This window comes from Borrelia sp. HM (genome assembly GCF_019669085.1).
Taxonomy (GTDB): domain Bacteria; phylum Spirochaetota; class Spirochaetia; order Borreliales; family Borreliaceae; genus Borrelia.
Genome location: NZ_AP024401.1, coordinates 450,735 through 473,069 on the forward strand (window position 1 = coordinate 450,735; position 22,335 = coordinate 473,069).

Genomic DNA, 22,335 nt, shown 5'->3' on the forward strand with positions numbered 1-22,335 from the left:
TTGACAAACGCAATAAAGTTAAATAAAATTTTAAAGGATAATGATACTTTAGGGATCATAGCTCAGGTGGTTAGAGCGCAGGTCTGATAAACCTGAGGTCGGAGGTTCAACTCCTCCTGATCCCAATTAAATTAAGTCTCTTTATGATTAAAGTTTTAAACTTACAAAAAGAAATTTTAAAAAAGATAGAAAAAATGTAAACTCATGTAATGTGCTGCATATATTTGTTATACCTTAAATAAGTACTACTGATTGCTAATCAACAAACTTAAATACTAAACCTTAAAGTATAAGACACAAAAAATGATTTAAAAAAAAGCTTTTTAATTTTTACGAAATTTTACAATTATCAATCTTGGTAATTATCCAACTAAAGGCTAAACTCACTATTAAAATGAATAAATGGAGGTTAAGGGATTCGAACCCTTGACCCCCGGCTTGCAAAGCCGATGCTCTAAACCAACTGAGCTAAACCCCCAAAAAAGCCTTTAAGAAAACAAGGGAAGAGTTAAAATAATATTATTTAATTTAAATTTTCTTTCTCTTAGAAAGGAGGTGATCCAGCCACACTTTCCAGTACGGCTACCTTGTTACGACTTCACCCCCCTCACTAAACATACCTTAGATACCTTCCTCCCTTGCGGGTTAGAATAATAGCTTCGGGTATCCTCAACTCGGGTGGTGTGACGGGCGGTGTGTACAAGGCCCGAGAACGTATTCACCGTATCATTCTGATATACGATTACTAGCGATTCCAACTTCATGAAGTCGAGTTTCAGACTTCAATCTGGACTGAGACCTGCTTTCTGCGTTTTGCTTCACATCACTGTTTCGCATCGCTTTGTACAGGCCATTGTAGCACGTGTGTAGCCCAGGACATAAGGGCCATGATGATTTGACGTCATCCTCACCTTCCTCCGGCTTATCACCGGCAGTCTCGTCTGAGTCCCCATCTTTACATGCTGGTAACAGACAATAAGGGTTGCGCTCGTTGCGGGACTTAACCCAACACCTCACAGCACGAGCTGACGACAACCATGCAGCACCTGTATACAGACCCCAAACGGGGAGTAGTTATCTCTAACTATATCCTGTATATGTCAAGCCCTGGTAAGGTTCCTCGCGTATCATCGAATTAAACCACATGCTCCACCGCTTGTGCGGGCCCCCGTCAATTCCTTTGAGTTTCACTCTTGCGAGCATACTCCCCAGGCGGCACACTTAACACGTTAGCTTCGGTACTAATCTTTCGATTAACACCAAGTGTGCATCGTTTACAGCGTAGACTACCAGGGTATCTAATCCTGTTTGCTCCCTACGCTTTCGTGACTCAGCGTCAGTCTTGACCTAGAAGTTCGCCTTCGCCTCTGGTATTCTTCCTGATATCAACAGATTCCACCCTTACACCAGGAATTCTAACTTCCCCTATCAGACTCTAGTCATGCAGTTTCTAGCATAGTTCCACAGTTGAGCTGTGGTATTTTACACATAGACTTACATATCCGCCTACTCACCCTTTACGCCCAATGATCCCGAACAACGCTCGCCCCTTACGTATTACCGCGGCTGCTGGCACGTAATTAGCCGGGGCTTATTCATAAACTAACGTCATCACTTTGTCATTTCCTACAAAGCTTATTCCTCATTTATAAAAGAACTTTACAATCTTTCGACCTTCTTCGTTCACGCAGTGTCGCTCCGTCAGGCTTTCGCCCATTGCGGAAGATTCTTAGCTGCTGCCTCCCGTAGGAGTCTGGACCGTATCTCAGTTCCAGTGTGACCGATCACCCTCTCAGGCCGGTTACTTATCATAGCCTTGGTAGGCTCTTACCCTACCAACTAGCTAATAAGACGCAGACTCATCTACAAGCGAAGCTTTAAAGGCTTCATTTCATCAATTGACACCTCAATTGACTTTATTCGGTATTAGCTACTATTTCTAATAGTTATCCCCATCTCGTAGGTAGATTATCCACGCGTTACTCACCCGTTCGCCACTGAATGTATTACTACATTCCGTTTGACTTGCATGCTTAAGACGCACTGCCAGCGTTAGTTCTAAGCCAGGATCAAACTCTTCGTTATTTTTATTTTTTACTTTTAAAAATTAACAGGTTATTCATTTTATTTGGCTATTAAACCTTACTTAACTCTTCCCTTCTCTTCTCTTCCAATTTTGAATGTCAACTTTTATTACTTTATAACATACATAATACTTTGTCAATATCTAATACTCATTTTTAATATTATTTTTTAAAAAAAAATAATGTTTCTATTCTTTCATTGTTTTATCCGCTAATAATCGACTAATAATAACTATACTTTAATATCAATTATAATATGAATATAATACTATAATTGATATTAATACTCTCTTAAATCGCCTTACTAGCTAAAAGAACCTAAAATATTTAATTTATTTAAAAGAGAAGAAAGCTTCTTATATAAAAAATTAACTCTTGAGCTCCACTAATATCCTTATTAATTAGTGGAAAATAATGCAAATACAAAATAACAAGCTAAATTTCTACACATCATCAATTTTAACTTATACAAAAACATTCATATATATATCATCATTAAAATTAAGATTTAAATACTTACAAAGAACAGCTAATATTATTGATATTTTACTAGAATCTATTTTTTCTGAAAAATCTGACGACGAATAATATTCATACTTATCATTACAATGAAAGCCTGTATTGCTCTACAAACACAATTTATTTCTCTCATTAGTTATTCTAATAGCAATACCTAAAGATATTTTATCCTTTTTTTTCTCCAAAAAACACAAATGAAGTCTTTAATCTCAGTAAACCTCAAATATATCATTTCCAAAATACATATTTCATTATTTTTACAATTAGAAACTAACTTTAATCTCGAATAATCAAAAAAATTTTTCAACTTTAATATTGACTATTTATCTTCAAATTTACTTTTTTTCTTCTTTTAGATAAGACAACCTCCAAATACATTCTCTTAAGTAAATTTAAAAACTTATTTTTATTTAGCAATAAGATAATATTATTAAAGTAATAAAATCTAACTAAAATTTCAATTTTAAAGCTAAAATGTTTTCAATATCAAGATTTTTACAAACACAAACCAATCAAAATAGTCTTAATTTTTAGATTTTTTCCTGCTAACTAAAACTGTAAATTCACCTTTGTTTTTGTTATTTTCTTCAAAATATTTTTTTAATTCTAAAGGTTTACCAATTTTATATTCCTCATATAATTTTGTCATTTCACGACCAACAAGAACATTAGCATCTAAATTCACTAAAGAAATTTCAAATAACAACTTCAAAATTCTATGACTAGATTCAAGAAGAACAAATGCATCGCCTGTATGATAAAGTTCCTCTATCCTTCTTACTCTCTTAAGACCTTTATTTGGTAAAAAACCTTCAAATATTATAACTTTATCTTTAAAAGGATTAACACTTATAATAGTATTAAAAGCACTAACACCAGGAATAGGACAAACCTTATATCCATTGTTAAATGCTGAATTAACAAGCAAACCGCCAGGGTCACTAAGACAAGGAGTTCCTGCATCACTAACAAAAGCTACGCTTTTACCATTAGACAAATACTCTAATAATAAGTCGATTTTTTTATGTTCTATTACCGTATTACAAGAAATTAACTTTTTTACAATACCATAATGCGACAAAAGTCTTTTGGTAATCCTTGTATCCTCAGCAAAAATGACATCAACTAATTTTAAAATATCAATTGCACGATACGTAATGTCGCCTAAATTACCTATGGGCGTTCCTACAATATACAACACATAAAATCTCCTTATAATTTAAAATACAACTTACAAAATTGTATTAAACACTACTAAATAAATAAATCCAACACTCAAATTTTACAAATCAAATCTATAAAAAAATTCCAAATGTATGAATTACTTTAAAAGTATTTTTACATGTTCATATGAGAAAATACTTGTTTTATGTTATATTTATATTATTACTTAATTTCAAGAAATGAAAACTAAAAGGCGGTAAAATTTTATGTTTAAGCTCATTAAGAAGATATTTGTAATATATTTTTTATGTATAACACTCACTGGATTAATCATGGTTTTCATTGACAGTAAATTTTCCGAAAAACATCCTGGTCAAAATAGTAAAAGTCAAATTATTAAAAATACAATTGACCCTAATTTAATTATGCTTGCCTCTTCAATTGGAGGATTTTTAGGAGTTTATGCTGGTACATGGATTTTTGACTATGGAAAGGACAATTTTTATTTAAGCTGGGGAAACTTAATGATATTAATATATAACATAGCTTTAATTCTTTCTACATATTCAAAAACAAAAAACAAGTAAACCTAAGATCTTCAGCTGTTACTGACAATAATTCCTCTCTTAATCAAATACTTGTAAATTTCCTCTGGATTTTCTAAACTTTCAATTAAATTCTCAGTTTTATCATTTATTTTTTCTACAAGCCTTTTAAAGCTTACTCTTATTCCTCTACTTTCCAAAAAATCCTTTGCCACTTGAGAAATCACACCAGCATGAACATTTTGAAACCCAATATTATAAATTATAACAGCAGCGGCTTTACCTACAACTTTATCATAAATTTCCAAACCTTCCTTATTTTGAATATATTTATTAATAAAATTATCAACTTCTAATAAAGGTTTTAATCCTCTTTCCATATTAGAATAAAGTATTCTATGTTCTTTAAACAATCTCAACTTAGGATTTAATCCTGATATCATCCTTATAACCTCTTAAATACATGCTCTTAGAATTTATTAAAATAAATTGTCAACATTAATCATATACATAAATTCAAAATACTTCAACATACAAAAAATGATATATTATTAAATTGAATGATACTAATTCCTAAAGAAAATACTAGTTCAAAAATTGAAGTAAAAAAATCAATTTTTTTATCATATATTTTCCACACAGAGAAAAAAGAAGAAATAAATAAAATCTTAAAAGAATATAAATTGAAATTCAAAAATGCAACTCATATAGTTTATGGATTTAGAATTGGAAATTCTAAATCATTTATAAATGGAATGAGCGATGACAAAGAACCAAGATCAACAGCCGGCAAACCTACACTAGATGCCATATTAAATAAGAATTTAACCGATACTTTAATAATTACAGTACGCTATTTTGGAGGAACTTTACTTGGCAAAGGAGGCTTAATTAAAGCATATTCCAAAGCAGCACAACAAGTAATCAATATATCAAATTTAATAGAAAAGGAAGAAACGGAAACATTAATCATTAATTTAAATTACAATCAATATAGTTTACTTATACGAATAAAAGATAAAATAGGAATTAAAATTATAGATGCAAATTTTTTAGATAAAATAAATACCAAAATAAAATTTAATATAAAAAATAAAAAGAGTATTATGACATTTCTACAAGAAAATTCTTTAATTTAATTAAATTAAAGAATTCGTATAAACATTTAGTTTAATTAAATGTTTATATTTTATTACTAAATAATTTTACATATACTATTACCATTTTCATTATTATGTTTTACAATAGATTATTATCAATATACATAATAAGATAAGAGAAAACTTTTATGAAAATAATATCGATTATTAACCAAAAAGGTGGTGTTGGAAAAACAACAAGTGCTATCAATATTGCTTATTCAACCACATTACTTAAAAAAAAGACTCTCCTAATAGACATTGATTCACAAGGAAATACCAGTAGCGGTGTTAACATCTCAAAACGAGATGATATCAATTCAAGTTATGAACTTATTTATAAAAAAAACAAAATTAAACCTATTAAAAATTTCAACTTAGACATAATTCCTTCAAATATTAAGTTAGCATTACTTGAAAAAGAATTAATACATGAAATTGCAAGAGAAAATTTTCTTAAAAATGCTTTAGAACAATATAAACAAGATAACTACGATTTTGTTTTTCTTGATTGTCCTCCTACTCTTTCAATACTCACAATAAATGCACTTGTTGCAAGTAACTATATACTAATACCAATAGAAACAGAATTTTTCGCATTTGAAGGTATCAATCAATTATTAGACACAATAACTGCCGTTAAACAAATAAATCAAGAGCTAGAGATTACTGGTGTGTTCATAAACAAATATGACATCAGAAATAAAAGTAAAGAAAAATATATTGATTCTTTAAAAAAAGTTTTTCAAGAAAAATTATTAAACACCAAAATAAGAAAAAATATAAGTATTTCTAAATCTCAAGAAAAAAACATACCAGTATATATTTATAACAAAGAAAGTAATTCTGCAAAAGATTTTTTAGAGCTTACAAAAGAAATAATGGAGAAAATTAAAGAATAAAAATGTCAGATAACTTAGACACCCTAATGGCTTTAATGGGCAAAAAATTAAAAAACAATGAAAAAGAAGAACATATTTTAGCAAAACAAGAATTGGTTATTATTAAAAATAAAAGTTTTAAATATGAAAAATTAGACCAAGAAACAGCTGATTTTTTAAAAAGAAAACAAGATGAAATTTTTAACATTTTTAACAACACATACACAGAAATTGGCAAAATATTAAAAGAAGCACAAGACAAACTACGTGGAAATAACCAATATGATGGACTCTTTTATAAATGGTTTACTAGTATAGGATTTAGAAAGGATAAAGTTTACTCATTAATATCAAGATATGAATTGCTTGTAGCAAATTCAGATAAGCAACTCATAATAGAAAATTTACCTTTATCTCTTTCATATGAAATTTCTAAAAAATCTTGTCCTGCTCATTTAAAAATGGAAGTCTTAAATGGCAAAATAAAATCATTAAAAGAATTTAAATTACTTTATAAAAAAGATAAAAATTATGAAATTCAATTTAATAAAACGCAATTTACAAATAAAGATATGATAAAAATCATCAAACTAATTTTACAAGAACTAAAAAATATCAGAAATATTAAATTAGATAAAATAGCAAATAAAAAAGAACTTTTTATTACTTTAAAAGAAATACGACAAAAAATAAATCAGATTAAAAAAATTACTTAATATTTATATTTTCAAAGATAGAAATAATTCTTTTTAAATCAGAAGACGTGAAATAACTTATTTCTATCTTCCCTTTTTCTTTGCTTCCTTTAATACTTATTTTAGTTTGTATTCTACTTATTAAAAATTCTTTCACACTATTTAAAAAAGGATCTCCTAATATTTCAGATGTAGATGCATCCTTAACAGGCTTATAAAAATTTTTAACATAATTCTCTACATCTCTAACAGACAACTTTTTTTTAATAATTAAAAGATAAAGAGCATATCTATCTTGATCATCTTTTAAAGATAATAAAACCTTAGCATGACCTAATGATATTTCCTTATTATGTAAAGAATTTAATATCTCTTGCTCAAGTTCTAAAATTCGAATTAAATTAGCAACATGAGACCTATTTTTACCTATTTTTTCAGATAAAGCTTTTTGAGTTAAAGAATGCTTATCCATGAGATTTTTATAAGCATATGCCTCTTCAACAGGAGTTAAATTTTCTCTTTGAATATTTTCAATTAAAGACATAAAATCTTTATTCTTTCGAGTTGATTCTATCTCTATAATAGGGACCTGTATCATATTAGCAAGCCTAGCAGCTCTAAATCTTCGTTCACCTATTACTATGTTATATCTACCATTATTATGAAAAACAACAATCGGTTGTAATATTCCATTCTCTTTTATAGAAATACTCAATTCTTCAAGTTCAGCAAGATTAATAGACTTTCTAGGTTGCAACTTATCTATATCTAAAAGATTAATGTCTACCATCTTAAAAGTCTCTTTCATTCTATTAAGGTCCTCCCCCTGTAATAATACAAAATTTTATAAAGTTGTGCCATGTCCACATTCTATTAAAGAAACAAAAAAAAAGAATGTTCCACGTGGAACATTCCAACAATAATATACTTAAATACTAACTTATCACTTAATAAATTTTGAAACAGATACTAATCTATCCTCATCAAGAGACAATACCTGCATTCCTCTAGCATCTTTACCTTGTTCAGATATTTTATCTACTAATGTTCTTAAAACTTTTGAACTTCTACTTATAAGTAAAACCTCATCCTCATGTGAAACTGTAATAGCATCGACTACTTCACCTGCTTTTTCATCAGATTTCTTATAGCTAGTATATCCAGTAGCTCCTCTTTTAAGTCCAGTCACTTTAGATATTTCTAATCTCTTACCATATCCATTCTCAGAAACAATCAAAAGATGAGAACCATGTCCTACTGCTAAGACCTTAATAAACACATCTCCCTCTCTCACTTTCATACCAGAAACACCTTGAGTACCTCTGTGCGTAAGCCGAATATCATTTGAATTAAATGCAAAAGCATTACCTTTTTTAGAAATACAAATCACTCTCTCATCTTTAGAAACAACTTCAGCACTTGTAACAAAATCATTATTATCAAGTTTAATAACAATAACACCTCTTGATTTAACTGTCTTAAAACTTTCCGTTTCAATACGAGCTATTTTCCCCTTTGCAGTTGTTATTAATAAATAATTATTCACAGATAATTCATTGGTATTTTTAATAGCCAATATTTTTTCTGTTTCTCCCAAATTTATAAGTTCACGAATATTTTGTCCCTTGGAAGTCCTAGCAGAATCCTTAATACTATAAGCATTAATTACATAAAGCTTCCCTTCATTTGAAATCATCAACAAAAAATCATGCGTATTGACACATAAAGCAATATTAATTTGGTCTCCATTTTGCAACTCAAAAGAACTAAGGCCTTTACCACCTATACCTTGGAGTTTATACTCATCCTGTAAAATTCTTTTAATAAAACCTTGCTTTGTAAGAATCACAATAACATTTTCTCTCTGCATTAAATCTGACATACTGGTTTTCAAAACCTCCTCATCATAAATTATTTTTGTTCGGCGCTCATCGCCAAATTTTAAACTTAAATTATTAATCTCTTCTCTTACAATATTTACAATTCTGACTGGACTGATAAGAATATCTTCATAATCTTTTATTAAAGCTAAAACAATTGTAAAATCTTCTTTAAGTTTTTCTATTTCAAGAGATGTCAATCTCTGTAATTTCATATCTAGAATAGAATTAGCCTGAATTTCTGATAAACTAAATTCTTTCATAATATATTCTTTAGCCTCTTTTACAAGCTTAGCAGACTTGATTATTTCTATTATTTTATCAATATTTTTTAATGCAATATTTAATCCCTCAAGAATATGAGCCTTTTCTCTTGCCTTCTTTAAGTCAAAATCTACCCGCCTTCTAACAATTTCCTTCCTATGTGCAATAAATTCAGATAAAAGTTCTTTTAAATTTAATTGCTTTGGAATTCCATTGACAAGAGCTAAATTATTTATGCTAAAATTTTTCCTTAATTCAGTATATTCATAAAGCAAATTCATAATAACATTAGGATCAAAACCTTTTTTAATTTCAATAACAATTCTAATACCATCACGATCTGATTCATCCCTTATATCAGATATTCCTTCCAGCTTTTCTTCTTTTATTAATAATGCTATTTTCATAAGCAAAGAAGATTTATTAACAGCATATGGTATTTGTGTAATTATAATAGAAATGTTATCCTCAGACTTTTTTTCAATATGGTATTGGGCTCGAATAATAACACTACCCTTTCCTGTCAAATAAGCCTTGATTAAATTATCATTATAAATAATTTCAGCATAAGTAGGAAAATCTGGTCCCTTAACTATTTCGATTAAATCATAAATGGAAGCATCATCATGATCTAACATATAAACTATAGCATCACAAATTTCCCTTAAATTATGTGGAGCCATACTTGTTGCCATTCCAACAGCAATCCCACTAGAACCGTTTACCAATAAAAATGGAAAAGCAGATGGCAAAACTGTAGGTTCAAGCAAGGAATCATCATAATTAGCTCTAAAATCAACAGTTTGCTTATCTATATCTCTAACAAGCTCTTCTGCTATTCTAGCCATACGAGCTTCAGTATATCGCATAGCAGCAGGAGGATCACCATCAATAGAACCAAAATTGCCCTGCCCACTTACTATAGGATATCTTAAAGAAAAGTCCTGAGCAAGTCTAACAAGTGCTTCATAAATAGACTGATCACCATGGGGATGATATTTTCCAAGCACATCTCCAACAATTCTTCCAGCCTTCTTAAAAGGTTTTTCAGCCTTAAGCCCCATTTCATGCATTGAATAAAGGATTCTTCTGTGAACAGGTTTAAGCCCATCTCGAACATCAGGAAGAGCTCTTGAAACAATAACAGACATCGCATAATTTAAATAAGAAGTCCTAACCTCATCTTCTATTTTTATATTTAATATTTGTTCTTTATTTCCTTCAACTGACATTAATGCTCCAATTACACATCTAGATTTACCACATCAAGCGCATTTTGTTCAATAAATTCTCTTCTAGGCTCAACTTCATCTCCCATAAGAGTAACAAAAATTTTTTCAGCTTGTACAGCATCATCTATTCCTATTAATTTCATTTTCCTAGTAGCAGGATTCATAGTAGTTTCCCAAAGTTGTGTAGGATTCATTTCTCCAAGCCCCTTATACCTTTGAAGACTAACTTTGTCTCTCTTTACAGTTTCAATTGAACTTAAAAAAGATTCTTTTTCAAAATCATTATAGAAGTAATGAACCTTATTCTCATATTTAACTTTATAAAGAGGAGGCATAGCTATGTATATATGCCCATTTTCAATTAATTCTCTCATATAACGGAAGAAAAAAGTAAGAAGTAATGTCCTAATATGAGATCCATCAACATCAGCATCAGCCATAATAATAATCTTATGATAACGAAGCTTTTCAATATAAAAATTTTTTCCAACACCAACACCAAGAGATGCAATTATTGGAATAAGTTTGTCATTTGTGATCACCTTATCTTCTTTTGTCTTTTCAACATTAAGCATCTTACCCCATAATGGCAAGATCGCTTGAAAAAACCTATTTCTACCCATCTTTGCGCTTCCACCAGCAGAATCACCTTCAACAATATAAATTTCTCTTTCAACCGGATTTTTAGACGCACAATCTGCTAATTTTCCAGGCAATGCCAAGCTCTCAAAGGCACTCTTTTTTCTCTCAGATTCTCTGGCTTTTCTTGCTGCTTCACGAGCACGAGCAGCCCTTATTGCTTTATTTAGAATAATATCTATTTCTAAAAGATTATTTCCAATAATTTTTAAAAGACCATCATATACAATACCTTCAACAATTTTTTTTATATAAGAATTCCCCAATTTTCCTTTAGTTTGACCTTCAAATTGAGGTTCTGGAACCTTAATAGAAATTACCGCTGTTAAACCCTCTTTAAAATCATCTAATGTAAGATTTGGAATATCTTTCTTGCTTATCTTCGATTCCCTAAAAGCTTCATTCATAGCCTTTAAAAGACCATGCCTAAAACCTGAAACATGGGTTCCTCCCTCTCTAGTATTAATATTATTTACAAAAGACAAAACATTCTCAGAATATCCTTCAGTCCATTTAAGCCCAACACTAACAATAACATCATCATAAGTGTCTTCAATAAAGTAAGGCTCATTTTGAATATTTTTGTTATTATTTGTTATATAATCTACAAAAGCTTTTATTCCACCTTCAAAATAAAATTCTAACAATCTCTCTTTGCCCAATCTTTTATCTTCTAGTGAAACACATATCTTATCATTTAAAAATGCAAGTTCTCTAAGCCTCTTTGAAAGAGTTTCAAAATCATACTCTAAGGTCTCAAAAATCTCAGAATCAGCTAAAAAAGTAACTTTAGTACCCCTACAAGAACTAACTCCAATAACTTCAACCTCAGATGTTGGAATACCTCTTGCAAAAGTCTGCTTAAAAACCTTTCCGTCTCTACTAACAATCACTTCTAAAAAAGATGATAATGCATTAACAACTGAAATTCCAACTCCATGAAGTCCACCAGAAACTTTATAAGTATTTTTATTAAATTTTCCTCCAGAATGTAACTTTGTCAACACTAATTCAAGTGCACTAATACCTTCCTCTTCATGAATATCTGTAGGAATTCCTCTACCGTTATCATTTACTGTTATGGAATTATCCGCATTTATAATAACATCTATTTTGTCACAAAAGCCTGCTAAAGCCTCGTCAATACTATTGTCAACTACTTCATAAATTAAATGATGTAATCCATTAATTGAAACAGACCCAATATACATTCCAGGCCTTTTTCTAACAGCTTCAAGCCCCTTTAATACCTGAATATTATTCGCAAAATAACTCATAAACCTTCCACACAATTAATAATAATAACATAGACGTAGATATAAGCAAATTTTATATCAAAAAAAATATAATATCCATTAAATACTAAAAATCGCAACTCATATTAAAGTTAAATTACAAAAAACAAAATTGCAAAATCTACAAATAGTTAAGATAATATTCTAGTTCACTATTATACTATATACTTAATACTACATTACTAAAATCAAAAAGATATAATAATAAAAAGCCAAAGTCAATGAGGATAAAGCATGCAAGAGGGAAAAAACATATGGAGTTTAATCTTAACAGCAATAAGAAAAGAACTCTCTGAGGAAGAATTTTATATATGGTTTGAAAATTTATATTTCACAGATGCAACTAATAACAATATAAAAATATCTACTCCAAATTCTTTTCATAAAAACCAAGTAGAAAAAAGATTTTCTAAAAAAATCAAAGAAATTCTTATTGAAAAAGGCTATCATACAATTAATGTTGAATTTATAAATCCAAAAAATGAAGTAAAAATTCATGATGTAATATCAAAAAACAATTCATTAAAAGATATTGTTATACAACAAGATTCATCAACAAAAAGATTGGACTTTAAAAATCACAATAACAATACAACAGGAAATGCAAGAAAATATATTATAAAAGAAGAAATGCACACAAAATATAGAAATCCTTTTCTTAAAAAGAAATATACATTTGAAAATTTCATTACAGGTCCAAACAATAAGCTAGCATACAATGCTAGCTTATCAATTGCAAAAAATCCTGGTACAAAGTACAATCCATGCTTAATATATGGGGGAGTTGGCCTTGGCAAAACACATTTACTTCAAAGTATAGGAAATAAAACAGAAGAGTTACATAAAGAATTTAAAATTCTTTATGTAACTGCTGAAAATTTTTTAAATGAATTTGTAGAAAGCATAAAAACGAATGAAACAAAAAAATTTAAAAAAAAATATAGATACCTAGATATGCTACTATTAGACGATATTCATGATTTACAAAAAAAAGAAGGAATACAAGAAGAACTCTTTCATACTTTCAATGCTCTTTATGAAGACAATAAGCAAATGGTATTTACATGCGACAGACAACCTTCAGAACTCATAAATTTTACAGACAGATTAAAAAGCAGATTTACAAGAGGATTAAATGTTGATATATCAAAACCAAATTTTGAACTAAGAATAGCAATTATAGAAAAAAAAGCAGAAGAAGATGGAATCAAAGTTCCAAAAAACATTCTCAATTTAGTTGCAAAAAAAGTTACAACAAATATACGAGATCTTGAAGCTGCTGTAACAAAATTAAAAGCCCACATAGATTTAGAAAACATTGAAATTGATACTAGTATAGTAGAAAAAATAATTAAAGAAATAATAGTTTATGAACAAGAAAACACAAATACACATAACAAAATAAACATTGAAAATATAAAAAAAGTTATATTAAGAGAACTAAAACTCACAAATAAGGATATTGAAGGCAACAGCAAAAAACCTGAAATCACAAAAGCAAGACACATTTATGCTTATCTTTTAAGGAATTTTACAGAGCTTTCAACAATTGAAATAGGTAAAATTATTGGAGGCAAAACCCATTCAACAGTACTTTATTCAATAAATAAGATTGATAAAGAAAGAAATAATGACTTAGAAATTAACAATTTAATCATAGAACTTATGAACAAAATTAACAAAAATTAACAAAATCTGTAATATTAAAAATATTTTTGAACAAATTAAACAAATAATTCATCAAAAAATACAAACAATTAGACAGGGGTTATTTCTTACAGTATATATATATATATAGAATTAGACAATTAGACAGCCCCCTACTAATACAACTATTAAAATATAAAGAGAAACACACAATAAAATATAAAGAGAAACATACAAATGATTGGAAAAAATCTAAATTAAAAAAAATAAAAAATGATATGATAATAATCAAGGAGGATGAAAAATTGAATGAAAAGTTCATATTATGTGACACAGAACAAATATCAAATGAGATAGACAAAGCCAAAAGCATAATTTTAAACAGAAACATAAATGATATTTGGAGTGCGATATTGCTTGAGATAAAAAATTCTAATCTTACAATAAAAGCAACAGATAGAAATATACTTTTTCAAAGCACAATTCCAATTGTTTCAGCAGAAAATTTCAAAGTATTAATCAATGCTTCCAACTTTTCCGATGCTGTTAAAGCATTAAATTTGTACGATGAATTAAAGATAAATTTTCATGAAAATGAAAGTAAACTAAGTATCATTGGAGAATCAAAAAATAAAGATGGTATTTTGGTCAATGATCATTTAAGTGAACCTACTTTTTCTAATGAAGAAATTGAGAGTTATAATTATGATATAAATGGAGATGCTTACAATTTTACAATTGAGCTAAGTCAAAGAGAATTCAAAAAAATCATAAACAAAGTATCATTTTCAGCATCACATGATGAATCTAAAAACACTCTAAATGGAATTTACTTTACAAAAGATAAAAACTCTGCATTAATTCTTGTTTCAACTAATGGACACAGAATGTCTATATATAAAACAGATTTAATCTTTGAAGAGGATATTAACTTTATAGTGCCTGTTAAAATGTTTAATCTCTTAAAACAAATGATAGTAGGAGAAGGTACAATAAAAATTAAAGTCTCTGATAAAAAATTTTATATTGAGTTTAATAATTATAAAATAGCCTGCAGTCTTATAAGTGGTAACTATCCTGATTATGAAAGTATCATACCACAAAAACAAAAAAACAGTGCATTAGTTGAAATCAATGTTTTAAAAGATAGGCTTTCAAGGGTAAGTTCCTATACAGATAAAAGGTCTAAAAAAGTTATTTTAAGTTTTACTAATGAACAATTAAGACTTGTGGCAGAAGATCCAATTATAGGCAGAAAGGGTGAATTTTTTGTACAAAAATCCAATTATAGTTACAGTGGAGATGAGGAAATTATAGCAATAAATAGTGCTTATTTTACTGAAGCAATGGGTGTATTTGATACTGCAAAATTAGAGATAAAATTCACTAGAGGAGGTATATTAAAGTTAAGTGAGCCTGAAAATTCTGATTTTATTCATTTAATAATGCCCATGGTACTAAATTAAGGCTTTTTTATTGATAAGATAAAATGATAAAGAAAATCGAATTTTTTAATTTTAAAAATATAAAAAATCAGGTTATTGATTTTAATTTCAATAATATTTATTTTTGTGGAGAAAATGGTTCGGGTAAGACTAATATCCTTGATGCAATTTATTGTCTTGCTTTTGCGTCTTCCTTTTTAGTTGATACAGATATAGAACTTGTTACATATGGCAAGGCTGAATTTTATCTAAAATGTTTGTATGATACTAAAGAACAGGATAATGGAAGGATTAGTTTGTCATTCAGGAATGGTAAAAAAGAAATAAGGGTTAATAATAATCTTGTAAAAGATAGAAAAGAGTTGATATTAAATATTCCAACAGTTGTTTTTTCCAATTATGATACTGATTTTATTATTGGGGCTCCTGTTAAGAAGAGATGGTTTTTTGATCAAGCAATAAGTCTTATTTCTTTAAGTTATTTGGATTCTCTTAGGAAATATCGAAAAATTTTGAAGCAAAGGAATTTGATTTTAAGACAAGGAAATAAAAATTTGCTTAAATTTTATAATGAAATTTTTGTTGATTGTGCACTTGAAATAACAAGAAGAAGAAAAGCTTTTATAAAGTATTTTTATGAATTTTTTAAATACTATTATTCTTGTATTTTTGATGTTTCTTATAGTTTAGAGATTAAATATTTACCTTCTGTGCAATCTGATGTGAGAGATGAATTTTTAAAAGCTTTAACTTTGAAAGAAAAAGATGAATTTTTCAGAAAAGTTACTCTGATAGGTCCTCACAGAGATTTATATGAAATATTAGATGGCGAGAGAGTGTTTACTCATCATTCTTCAACTGGTCAAAACAGAACGCTTGCTTTAATTTATAGACTTGTTCAAGTTGTTATTTTTAATAATAGATTTGGTATAGCTCCCATTTTACTGTTTGATGATGTCTTTTTAGAATTGGATAGTATAAAAAGGAAAAAAGTTTTTGATATTTTGCCGAAAGATTCTCAATGCTTTTTCACATTTTTAGATGACTGTTATAATATTAAACAAGACAGTAATTTCGTTGTATACAGGATTAAGAATGGAAGATTTGAGTTTTAAAAAAGCTACTGATATACTTAAGAAATATTTAGATTCGAATATACGTGCTAATGAAAAACTAAATGCTAGTTTTATTCTTTCTCAGAATTGGCAGATTATATTTAATGAACTTGCAGATAGAGTAAAATTATTGAATTTGAAGGATAATAAAATATTATTTGTTTCTGTGAAGAATTCAAGTGTTTTATACAACATTTCTGTTAATAAATCACAATTAATAAAATTAATAAAGGATGCTACAGGCCTTGAAATAGTAGATATAAAGGTTTTGATAAGATGATTTTATTGACAATTGTATTTGTATAATATAATATTTGTAGTGTTTATCTTGTAATCTTATAAATAAATAATGTTTTTAATTGGAGGGCTTTTTTGAAGAGGACTTATCAGCCTAGTCGGGTTAAAAGGAACAGAAAATTTGGGTTTAGATCTAGGATGAAAACTAAAGGCGGAAGACTGATTCTTGCTAGAAGAAGGGCAAAAGGAAGGTCAAAATTAACTGTTTCTGATGAAAAAAAGAAGTATTAATATAAAATCAAAGATAGAAATTCAAGAGCTTTTTAAAAAAGGTAGGCTTATTAGGTTAGAAGGAATTAATGTATTTTATGAGGTTACAAACTTAGCAATCTCTAGGATACTTGTTACTTTCCCTAGGATTTTTAAAGGTGCTGTTAAAAGGAATCGTGTTAGGAGAGTTTTAAAGGAATGTTTTAGAAGGCAATATGCTTTACTTAAGAGTGGGTGTATTGACTTTATTTTTGTGGTTTATCCTCAAAGGACAAATATTAGTTATTGTGAATTTAAGACTGTGCTAAAAAATATAGATTTAGATATCATTAAGAGGAAGGTGTGAGTCAGAATAAAAGAATTTTAAGATTTGTTTATTTTTCTTTGTTTTTTGTTGGCGTGTTTATGCTTATTGATGATATGTTTTTCTCTCGAAAATCCTCTTCTTTGGCAGTAGACAAGGAAATTGGTTTTGACTTGGATAGAGATTTTAGTGCTGCTGATTTTTCAATTGATAAAAATTATGCTTTAAACTTAAGTGCTAATGCTAAAAAAATTAATATTCAAACTAATATATATGATGCTACTTTTTCTACGTTTGGCGGGAATTTAATTTCTTTAAAGCTTAAAAATCATTTAAATTTAGAGAAGGAACCAACTGAAATGGTAAAAGTTGATGTGAGTAGAGAAGCTCTTTTTTATATTAGTTTTGATAAATTAACCAAGCGTTTATTTTTATACAACAAATTAGATGACTATACACATGATTTTAAGACAAATTTTAGGTATAATGGCAAGCACTATGAGTATATCAAGAGATATACCTTCTCAAGGAAAGATGAATATTTAATTAAGTTTGAAATCTTTTTAAATAATGTTGATACTAATGATAATTTTGATATTGATTCTTATCAGTTTGTATTAAGCTCTGATGTTGAAGAATTGAGTCATAGAGGTAAGCTTCAATATAGTAATTATTTATCTCAGCCCATTTATTATGATAATAAACTTAGATATGGCAAAGATGGTTTAAACGTTGTTAATCCTAAGTGGGTAGGTGCAGGTACTAAGTATTTTGAAGTTTTAGTTGCAAAAGATGGTATGAATGTTGAATTTAAACAGCAAGATAAACTCTTAAATATCTTGATTTTAAATAAGATAATTAATAAAAATATTATTGATACCTTTTATATTTATGTAGGTCCTAAAGATAGTAAGTATTTAGATATTTTTGATAAAGATAATTTTAATAGTTTTGGTTTATCTAATGTTGAATTTGGAATTTCTGTGGAGAAGGGCTTTTTATATTTTATTCAGGTTCCTATGCAATTAATAATGCAAATTTTTTATGATGTTATTCCTAATTGGGGACTCTCGATAATGTTTTTAACCATTGTTGTAAGGATCCTTATATTTCCTTTAACTTTTAAAAGTTTTAGAGCTACAGCAGAAATTTCTAAATTACAGCCAAAAATGAAAGATATACAAATGAAGTTTAAAGATGACCCTAGAAGATTAAATGAGGAGATGGGTAAGCTTTATAGGGAAGAAGGTGTTAATCCTCTTGGAGGATGTTTTCCGATTCTTTTACAATTACCTGTGTTTTTTGCTCTTTATGGGCTTGTAAATAATTTCTTTTTGCTAAGGGGGGCTAGTTTTATTCCAGGTTGGATTGATGATTTGTCAGCTGGTGATAGTTTATATTATTTTGGGTATAAAGTTTTTTGGTGGACTGATATTAGAATTTTACCTTTTATTATGATGCTTACTCAGTTGTTTTCTACAATGATTAGTTCTAATGTTGATTTTAAAAATCTTGGGTCACAACAAAAGCTTTTATATTTTGGTATGCCCGTTATGTTTTTTTTCATACTTTATGATATGCCATCAGGGCTTTTGATCTATTGGATTACAACAAATATTTTTACTATTTTTCAGCAATACTACATAAAGATGAATGTATATGAAAGGAGGAACAAATGAGTTATGAGTTTTATGGAAAAACAGAACAAGAAGCAATTAAAAAAGCCATGCGAGATCTTGATTTAAGAGAAGGCGAGTTTGATGTAGAGATTTTAGATAAAGAAAAGGTTGGGTTTTTATTTAAAAAGGAGATGATTAAAATAAAAGTGTCTCCTCACGTTAAAGAGGATGCAAAAAAGTCAGGTGTTCAGTTAAATGAAGATGTTTATGATAAAGTATTAGATTTTGTTAAAGAAATGATAAATAAAATGGGTTATTGTGTTGATTTAAAGATTGAATCTAGTGAAGGTGATTATATTAAAATTTCTATTGATACAGACAGTCCAAATATCTTAATTGGAAGAGAAGGAAGAAATTTAGATGCTCTACAGCTTTTAGCAAATGTTTATTTATCTAGACTTATTGGTGAAAATGGCAATTTTAATAGGCTAATATTAGATATTGAAGACTATAGAGAAAGATTTAAATCAAGGTTTATTAATTTGGCAATAAACTCTTTGCATAAGGTTAAAAGGAGTAGACGTTCTATTCTTTTGCCAACGATGAATCCTTTTGAGAGAAGAATTATTCATACTACTTTAAATCGTTATAATGATATTAAAACAGAAAGTGAGGGAGATGGAAATTTAAAGAGAGTTCGAATTTCTTATGTTCGGGGTAGTAAGTATAATGGTAATGTTCATAGTTATCGCAAAAGGGATACTAATGTTAGAAAATAAATTTATCACTTAAAATTTTGTGAATGGATTATTATACTTATGTTTTTATTAAGGTTGTAAATTAGTATTTATTTGGAATCTATATTTTGTGATAATGTAGTTATTAAAATAATAAATATATTGTTAATTAGTAATTCGTGGTGGTTCTATGAAAGTGTTTGTAACAGGTATTGCAGGTTTTATTGGATTTTATGTTGCAAAGAAGCTTGCTGAAAATGGGCATGAAGTTATTGGTGTTGATATTTTAAATAATTATTATGACCCCAGTATTAAATTTGAACGATTAAAAATCTTAGGATTTGATTGTAAGGATATAAATAGCGGTAGAGTTATTCAAAGTAATAGATATGATAATTTAAGTTTTGTTTATCTTGATATTTTAGATAAAGATAAAATATTGTCTCTTTTTGCTTGTTATAAATTTACGCATGTTTGTCATTTAGTAGCTCAGGCTGGTATTAGAGATAGTTTGGAAAATCCTGATAGTTATGTTTCAGTTAATATTGTTGGTTTTTTTAATGTTTTAGATGCATGTAGAATCTACAAAGATGATATTGAGCATTTTGTTTATGCTTCAACGTCTGCAGTTTATGGCTTGAATGAAAAAATGCCTTCAGATGAAGATAATATAACAGATCATCCTTTAAATTTGTATGCGGCTAGTAAAAAGTCTAATGAATTGATTGCTCATGCTTATAGTGCATCTTTTAATATTCCAACGACAGGGTTAAGGTTTTTTACGGTTTATGGACCTTATGGGCGACCTGATATGGCATTATATTTATTTGCAGATGGCATTGTAAATAAAACCCCTATTAATGTTTTTAATAATGGCAATATGGCTAGGGATTTTACTTATGTGGATGATATTGTAGATGGTGTTTATAGTATACTTAAAAATCCAGCTGCAAGTGATAGTAAGTTTGATGTAAATAATCCCAATTCTTCAAGTTCTATTGCTCCTTATAGGATATATAATATAGGTACAGGACATTCTGTTAAACTTACAGAATTTATTAATGAACTTGAAATAAATCTTGGAAATAAAGCTGATAAAAGGTTTTTACCTATGCAAAAATCAGAGGTTATAGAGAGTTGCTGTGATGTTTCAAAACTTAAAAAAATTTTTAATTATGAAGCTTTAATATGTATTAAAGAAGGGATAAAAAAATTTGCAGATTGGTATAAGTCTAGAATGGTTGAGTAGTACATTTGCGTGTTTTTATTTGCATAAAATTGTGGTATTAGGTTCTTTTTGCGATTTTGTTTTTTTGAAGTGAGATTAATTTTGCATTTTGAAGTATATAATATAGAATATATGTCAATTCACAAGAAAGGAGGTATTATAGGTGGGCGTTTTAGATAAAATTAAACCTGGTGTAGTTTATGGTGAAGATCTACATACTTTATATGAAATATGTAAAAAAGAGGGATTTGCTATTCCTGCAATTAATTGTGTAGGTACAAATTCAATTAATGCTGTATTAGAAGCAGCAAAGGAAATTAATTCTCCTATTATGATACAATTTTCAAATAGTGGTTCTGCTTTTATTTGTGGTAAAGGATTAAAGGTTGAAAAACCTCAAGGAACTTCTATACTTGGAGCTGTTTCGGGTGCTTTTCATGTGCATTTTCTAGCAGAACATTATGGAATACCTGTTGTTCTTCATACAGATCACTGTGCAAAAAAATTAATTCCTTGGGTTGAAGGACTCTTAGAATATGGGGAGAAATATTATCAAGAACATAAGAGACCTTTATTTTCTTCACATATGTTAGATTTATCTGAAGAACCAATTAAAGAAAATATTGAAATATCAAAAAAATTCTTAGAGCGAATGGCTAATATTGAGATGTTTTTAGAAATTGAGCTTGGAATTACTGGTGGTGAAGAAGATGGTGTTGATAATTCCGATAGAGCGCATCACGAGTTATTTTCAACTCCTGAAGAAATTTATTATGGATATTCTGAGCTTATTAAGGTTAGTCCTAATTTCCAGATTGCCGCGGCTTTTGGTAATGTTCATGGTGTTTATAAGCCTGGGAATGTGCAACTTACTCCTAAAGTATTAAGAGATGGGCAAAATTATGTTGTTTCAAAGACTAATTCAAGTAATTTAAAACCTGTTTCATATGTGTTTCATGGAGGTTCTGGATCTACAATAGAGGAGATTAATGAAGCACTCTCTTATGGAATTGTTAAAATGAATATTGATACAGATACTCAGTGGGCTGCTTGGGAAGGTATATTAAATTATTATAAAAAAAATGAAAATAGATTGCAAGGTCAACTTGGTGATGGGATTGATTTTGATATTCCAAATAAAAAATTTTATGATCCAAGAGTGTGGCTTAGAGAATCTGAGATTAGTATGAAGGAACGTGTAAAAATTGCTTGCAAGAATCTAAATAATATTAATAGAAATTAAATATATGTAATTAAGAATTTAGTTTTGTCGCCTTTAAAGGCGACTTTTTATTTATTTATTATAAATAATTTTATTTGTGTATTTAATTTATTTAAATTAATATAATTATTTTAATAATTATATTTTTATTTTCTATTTTAATATTGTGCTTTT

The 22,335-nt window shown here is 28.5% G+C and carries 20 protein-coding genes, 2 tRNA genes and 1 rRNA gene; 16 read left to right on the forward strand and 7 right to left on the reverse strand.

Annotated elements, in window-relative coordinates; all coding sequences use genetic code 11:
* The first annotated feature begins 51 nt into the window (after window positions 1-51).
* Window positions 52-125 (forward strand) — tRNA-Ile (locus tag K5563_RS02100).
* Window positions 126-403: 278 nt separating this feature from the next.
* Here the strand turns inward: K5563_RS02100 and K5563_RS02105 are convergent.
* Both K5563_RS02105 and K5563_RS02110 read right to left on the reverse strand, forming a co-directional pair.
* Window positions 404-478, reverse strand: a tRNA-Ala gene (locus tag K5563_RS02105).
* Window positions 479-548: 70 nt separating this feature from the next.
* A 16S ribosomal RNA gene (locus K5563_RS02110) occupies window positions 549-2,085 on the reverse strand.
* Between the two features lie 413 nt (window positions 2,086-2,498).
* Between K5563_RS02110 and K5563_RS02115 the strand changes: the two genes are divergently transcribed.
* Window positions 2,499-2,672: a hypothetical protein gene (locus K5563_RS02115; protein ID WP_221037356.1), complete on the forward strand. Its 174-nt coding sequence runs from the start codon at window positions 2,499-2,501 to the stop codon at window positions 2,670-2,672.
* A 454-nt stretch (window positions 2,673-3,126) separates the two neighbouring features.
* Here K5563_RS02115 and rsmI read toward each other — a convergent pair whose 3' ends face one another.
* Entirely contained in the window at window positions 3,127-3,804 is a 678-nt protein-coding gene (gene rsmI, locus K5563_RS02120) for a 16S rRNA (cytidine(1402)-2'-O)-methyltransferase (protein WP_221037357.1), read from the reverse strand.
* Window positions 3,805-4,033: 229 nt separating this feature from the next.
* Here rsmI and K5563_RS02125 point away from each other — a divergent pair, with 229 nt between their 5' ends.
* Window positions 4,034-4,354: a hypothetical protein gene (locus K5563_RS02125; protein ID WP_221037358.1), complete on the forward strand. Its 321-nt coding sequence runs from the start codon at window positions 4,034-4,036 to the stop codon at window positions 4,352-4,354.
* Window positions 4,355-4,365: 11 nt separating this feature from the next.
* Here K5563_RS02125 and K5563_RS02130 read toward each other — a convergent pair whose 3' ends face one another.
* A complete protein-coding gene (locus tag K5563_RS02130) occupies window positions 4,366-4,755 on the reverse strand; it encodes a DUF1893 domain-containing protein (RefSeq protein ID WP_221037359.1) in 390 nt (129 codons plus the stop codon).
* A gap of 117 nt (window positions 4,756-4,872) precedes the next feature.
* Between K5563_RS02130 and K5563_RS02135 the strand changes: the two genes are divergently transcribed.
* The 3 genes from K5563_RS02135 (at window position 4,873) to K5563_RS02145 (ending at window position 7,048) form a co-directional block, all read left to right on the forward strand.
* Window positions 4,873-5,451: a YigZ family protein gene (locus K5563_RS02135; RefSeq protein ID WP_221037360.1), complete on the forward strand. Its 579-nt coding sequence runs from the start codon at window positions 4,873-4,875 to the stop codon at window positions 5,449-5,451.
* A 149-nt stretch (window positions 5,452-5,600) separates the two neighbouring features.
* On the forward strand, window positions 5,601-6,353 hold the full coding sequence (locus K5563_RS02140; RefSeq protein WP_221037361.1) for a ParA family protein: 753 nt from the start codon (window positions 5,601-5,603) through the stop codon (window positions 6,351-6,353).
* 2 nt (window positions 6,354-6,355) lie between these two features.
* A complete protein-coding gene (locus tag K5563_RS02145) occupies window positions 6,356-7,048 on the forward strand; it encodes a hypothetical protein (RefSeq protein WP_221037362.1) in 693 nt (230 codons plus the stop codon).
* On the opposite strand, the gene K5563_RS02150 is transcribed toward K5563_RS02145, so the two are convergent.
* The 3 genes from K5563_RS02150 to gyrB form a co-directional block, all read right to left on the reverse strand.
* Window positions 7,041-7,835: a ParB/RepB/Spo0J family partition protein gene (locus K5563_RS02150; RefSeq protein ID WP_221037363.1), complete on the reverse strand. Its 795-nt coding sequence runs from the start codon at window positions 7,833-7,835 to the stop codon at window positions 7,041-7,043. The genes K5563_RS02145 and K5563_RS02150 overlap by 8 nt on opposite strands.
* A 135-nt stretch (window positions 7,836-7,970) precedes the next feature.
* The gene (gene gyrA, locus K5563_RS02155; RefSeq protein WP_221037364.1) at window positions 7,971-10,403 is read right to left on the reverse strand and encodes a DNA topoisomerase (ATP-hydrolyzing) subunit A; all 2,433 of its coding nucleotides are present in this window, start codon (window positions 10,401-10,403) and stop codon (window positions 7,971-7,973) included.
* 11 nt (window positions 10,404-10,414) lie between these two features.
* Entirely contained in the window at window positions 10,415-12,319 is a 1,905-nt protein-coding gene (gene gyrB, locus K5563_RS02160; RefSeq protein WP_221037365.1) for a DNA topoisomerase (ATP-hydrolyzing) subunit B, read from the reverse strand.
* A gap of 252 nt (window positions 12,320-12,571) precedes the next feature.
* Between gyrB and dnaA the strand changes: the two genes are divergently transcribed.
* The 10 genes from dnaA to fbaA all read left to right on the forward strand — a co-directional run bounded on the left by dnaA (window position 12,572) and on the right by fbaA (window position 22,182).
* Window positions 12,572-14,026, forward strand: coding sequence for a chromosomal replication initiator protein DnaA (gene dnaA, locus K5563_RS02165; RefSeq protein WP_221037366.1), 1,455 nt, complete (start codon window positions 12,572-12,574; stop codon window positions 14,024-14,026).
* A gap of 236 nt (window positions 14,027-14,262) precedes the next feature.
* Entirely contained in the window at window positions 14,263-15,450 is a 1,188-nt protein-coding gene (gene dnaN / locus K5563_RS02170) for a DNA polymerase III subunit beta (RefSeq protein WP_221037367.1), read from the forward strand.
* Window positions 15,451-15,473: 23 nt separating this feature from the next.
* Window positions 15,474-16,544 carry a DNA replication and repair protein RecF gene (gene recF, locus K5563_RS02175; protein WP_221037368.1) on the forward strand — a complete coding sequence of 357 codons (1,071 nt, stop codon included), beginning with the start codon at window positions 15,474-15,476 and terminating at the stop codon, window positions 16,542-16,544.
* Window positions 16,525-16,824 carry a DciA family protein gene (locus tag K5563_RS02180; RefSeq protein ID WP_221037369.1) on the forward strand — a complete coding sequence of 100 codons (300 nt, stop codon included), beginning with the start codon at window positions 16,525-16,527 and terminating at the stop codon, window positions 16,822-16,824. Before recF ends, K5563_RS02180 begins: the two co-directional genes overlap by 20 nt.
* 92 nt (window positions 16,825-16,916) lie before the next feature.
* Window positions 16,917-17,072 carry a 50S ribosomal protein L34 gene (gene rpmH / locus K5563_RS02185; protein WP_221037370.1) on the forward strand — a complete coding sequence of 52 codons (156 nt, stop codon included), beginning with the start codon at window positions 16,917-16,919 and terminating at the stop codon, window positions 17,070-17,072.
* Window positions 17,053-17,397 carry a ribonuclease P protein component gene (rnpA, locus tag K5563_RS02190; RefSeq protein ID WP_221037371.1) on the forward strand — a complete coding sequence of 115 codons (345 nt, stop codon included), beginning with the start codon at window positions 17,053-17,055 and terminating at the stop codon, window positions 17,395-17,397. The genes rpmH and rnpA overlap by 20 nt, the downstream gene beginning before the upstream one ends.
* Window positions 17,394-19,034, forward strand: a complete 1,641-nt coding sequence (yidC, locus tag K5563_RS02195; protein WP_221037372.1) for a membrane protein insertase YidC — start codon at window positions 17,394-17,396, stop codon at window positions 19,032-19,034. The genes rnpA and yidC overlap by 4 nt, the downstream gene beginning before the upstream one ends.
* On the forward strand, window positions 19,031-19,753 hold the full coding sequence (gene jag, locus K5563_RS02200) for an RNA-binding cell elongation regulator Jag/EloR (RefSeq protein ID WP_221037373.1): 723 nt from the start codon (window positions 19,031-19,033) through the stop codon (window positions 19,751-19,753). Before yidC ends, jag begins: the two co-directional genes overlap by 4 nt.
* A 148-nt stretch (window positions 19,754-19,901) precedes the next feature.
* Window positions 19,902-20,960, forward strand: a complete 1,059-nt coding sequence (locus K5563_RS02205) for an NAD-dependent epimerase/dehydratase family protein (protein WP_221037374.1) — start codon at window positions 19,902-19,904, stop codon at window positions 20,958-20,960.
* A 142-nt stretch (window positions 20,961-21,102) separates the two neighbouring features.
* On the forward strand, window positions 21,103-22,182 hold the full coding sequence (gene fbaA / locus K5563_RS02210) for a class II fructose-bisphosphate aldolase (RefSeq protein WP_221037375.1): 1,080 nt from the start codon (window positions 21,103-21,105) through the stop codon (window positions 22,180-22,182).
* Window positions 22,183-22,335: the final 153 nt, after the last annotated feature.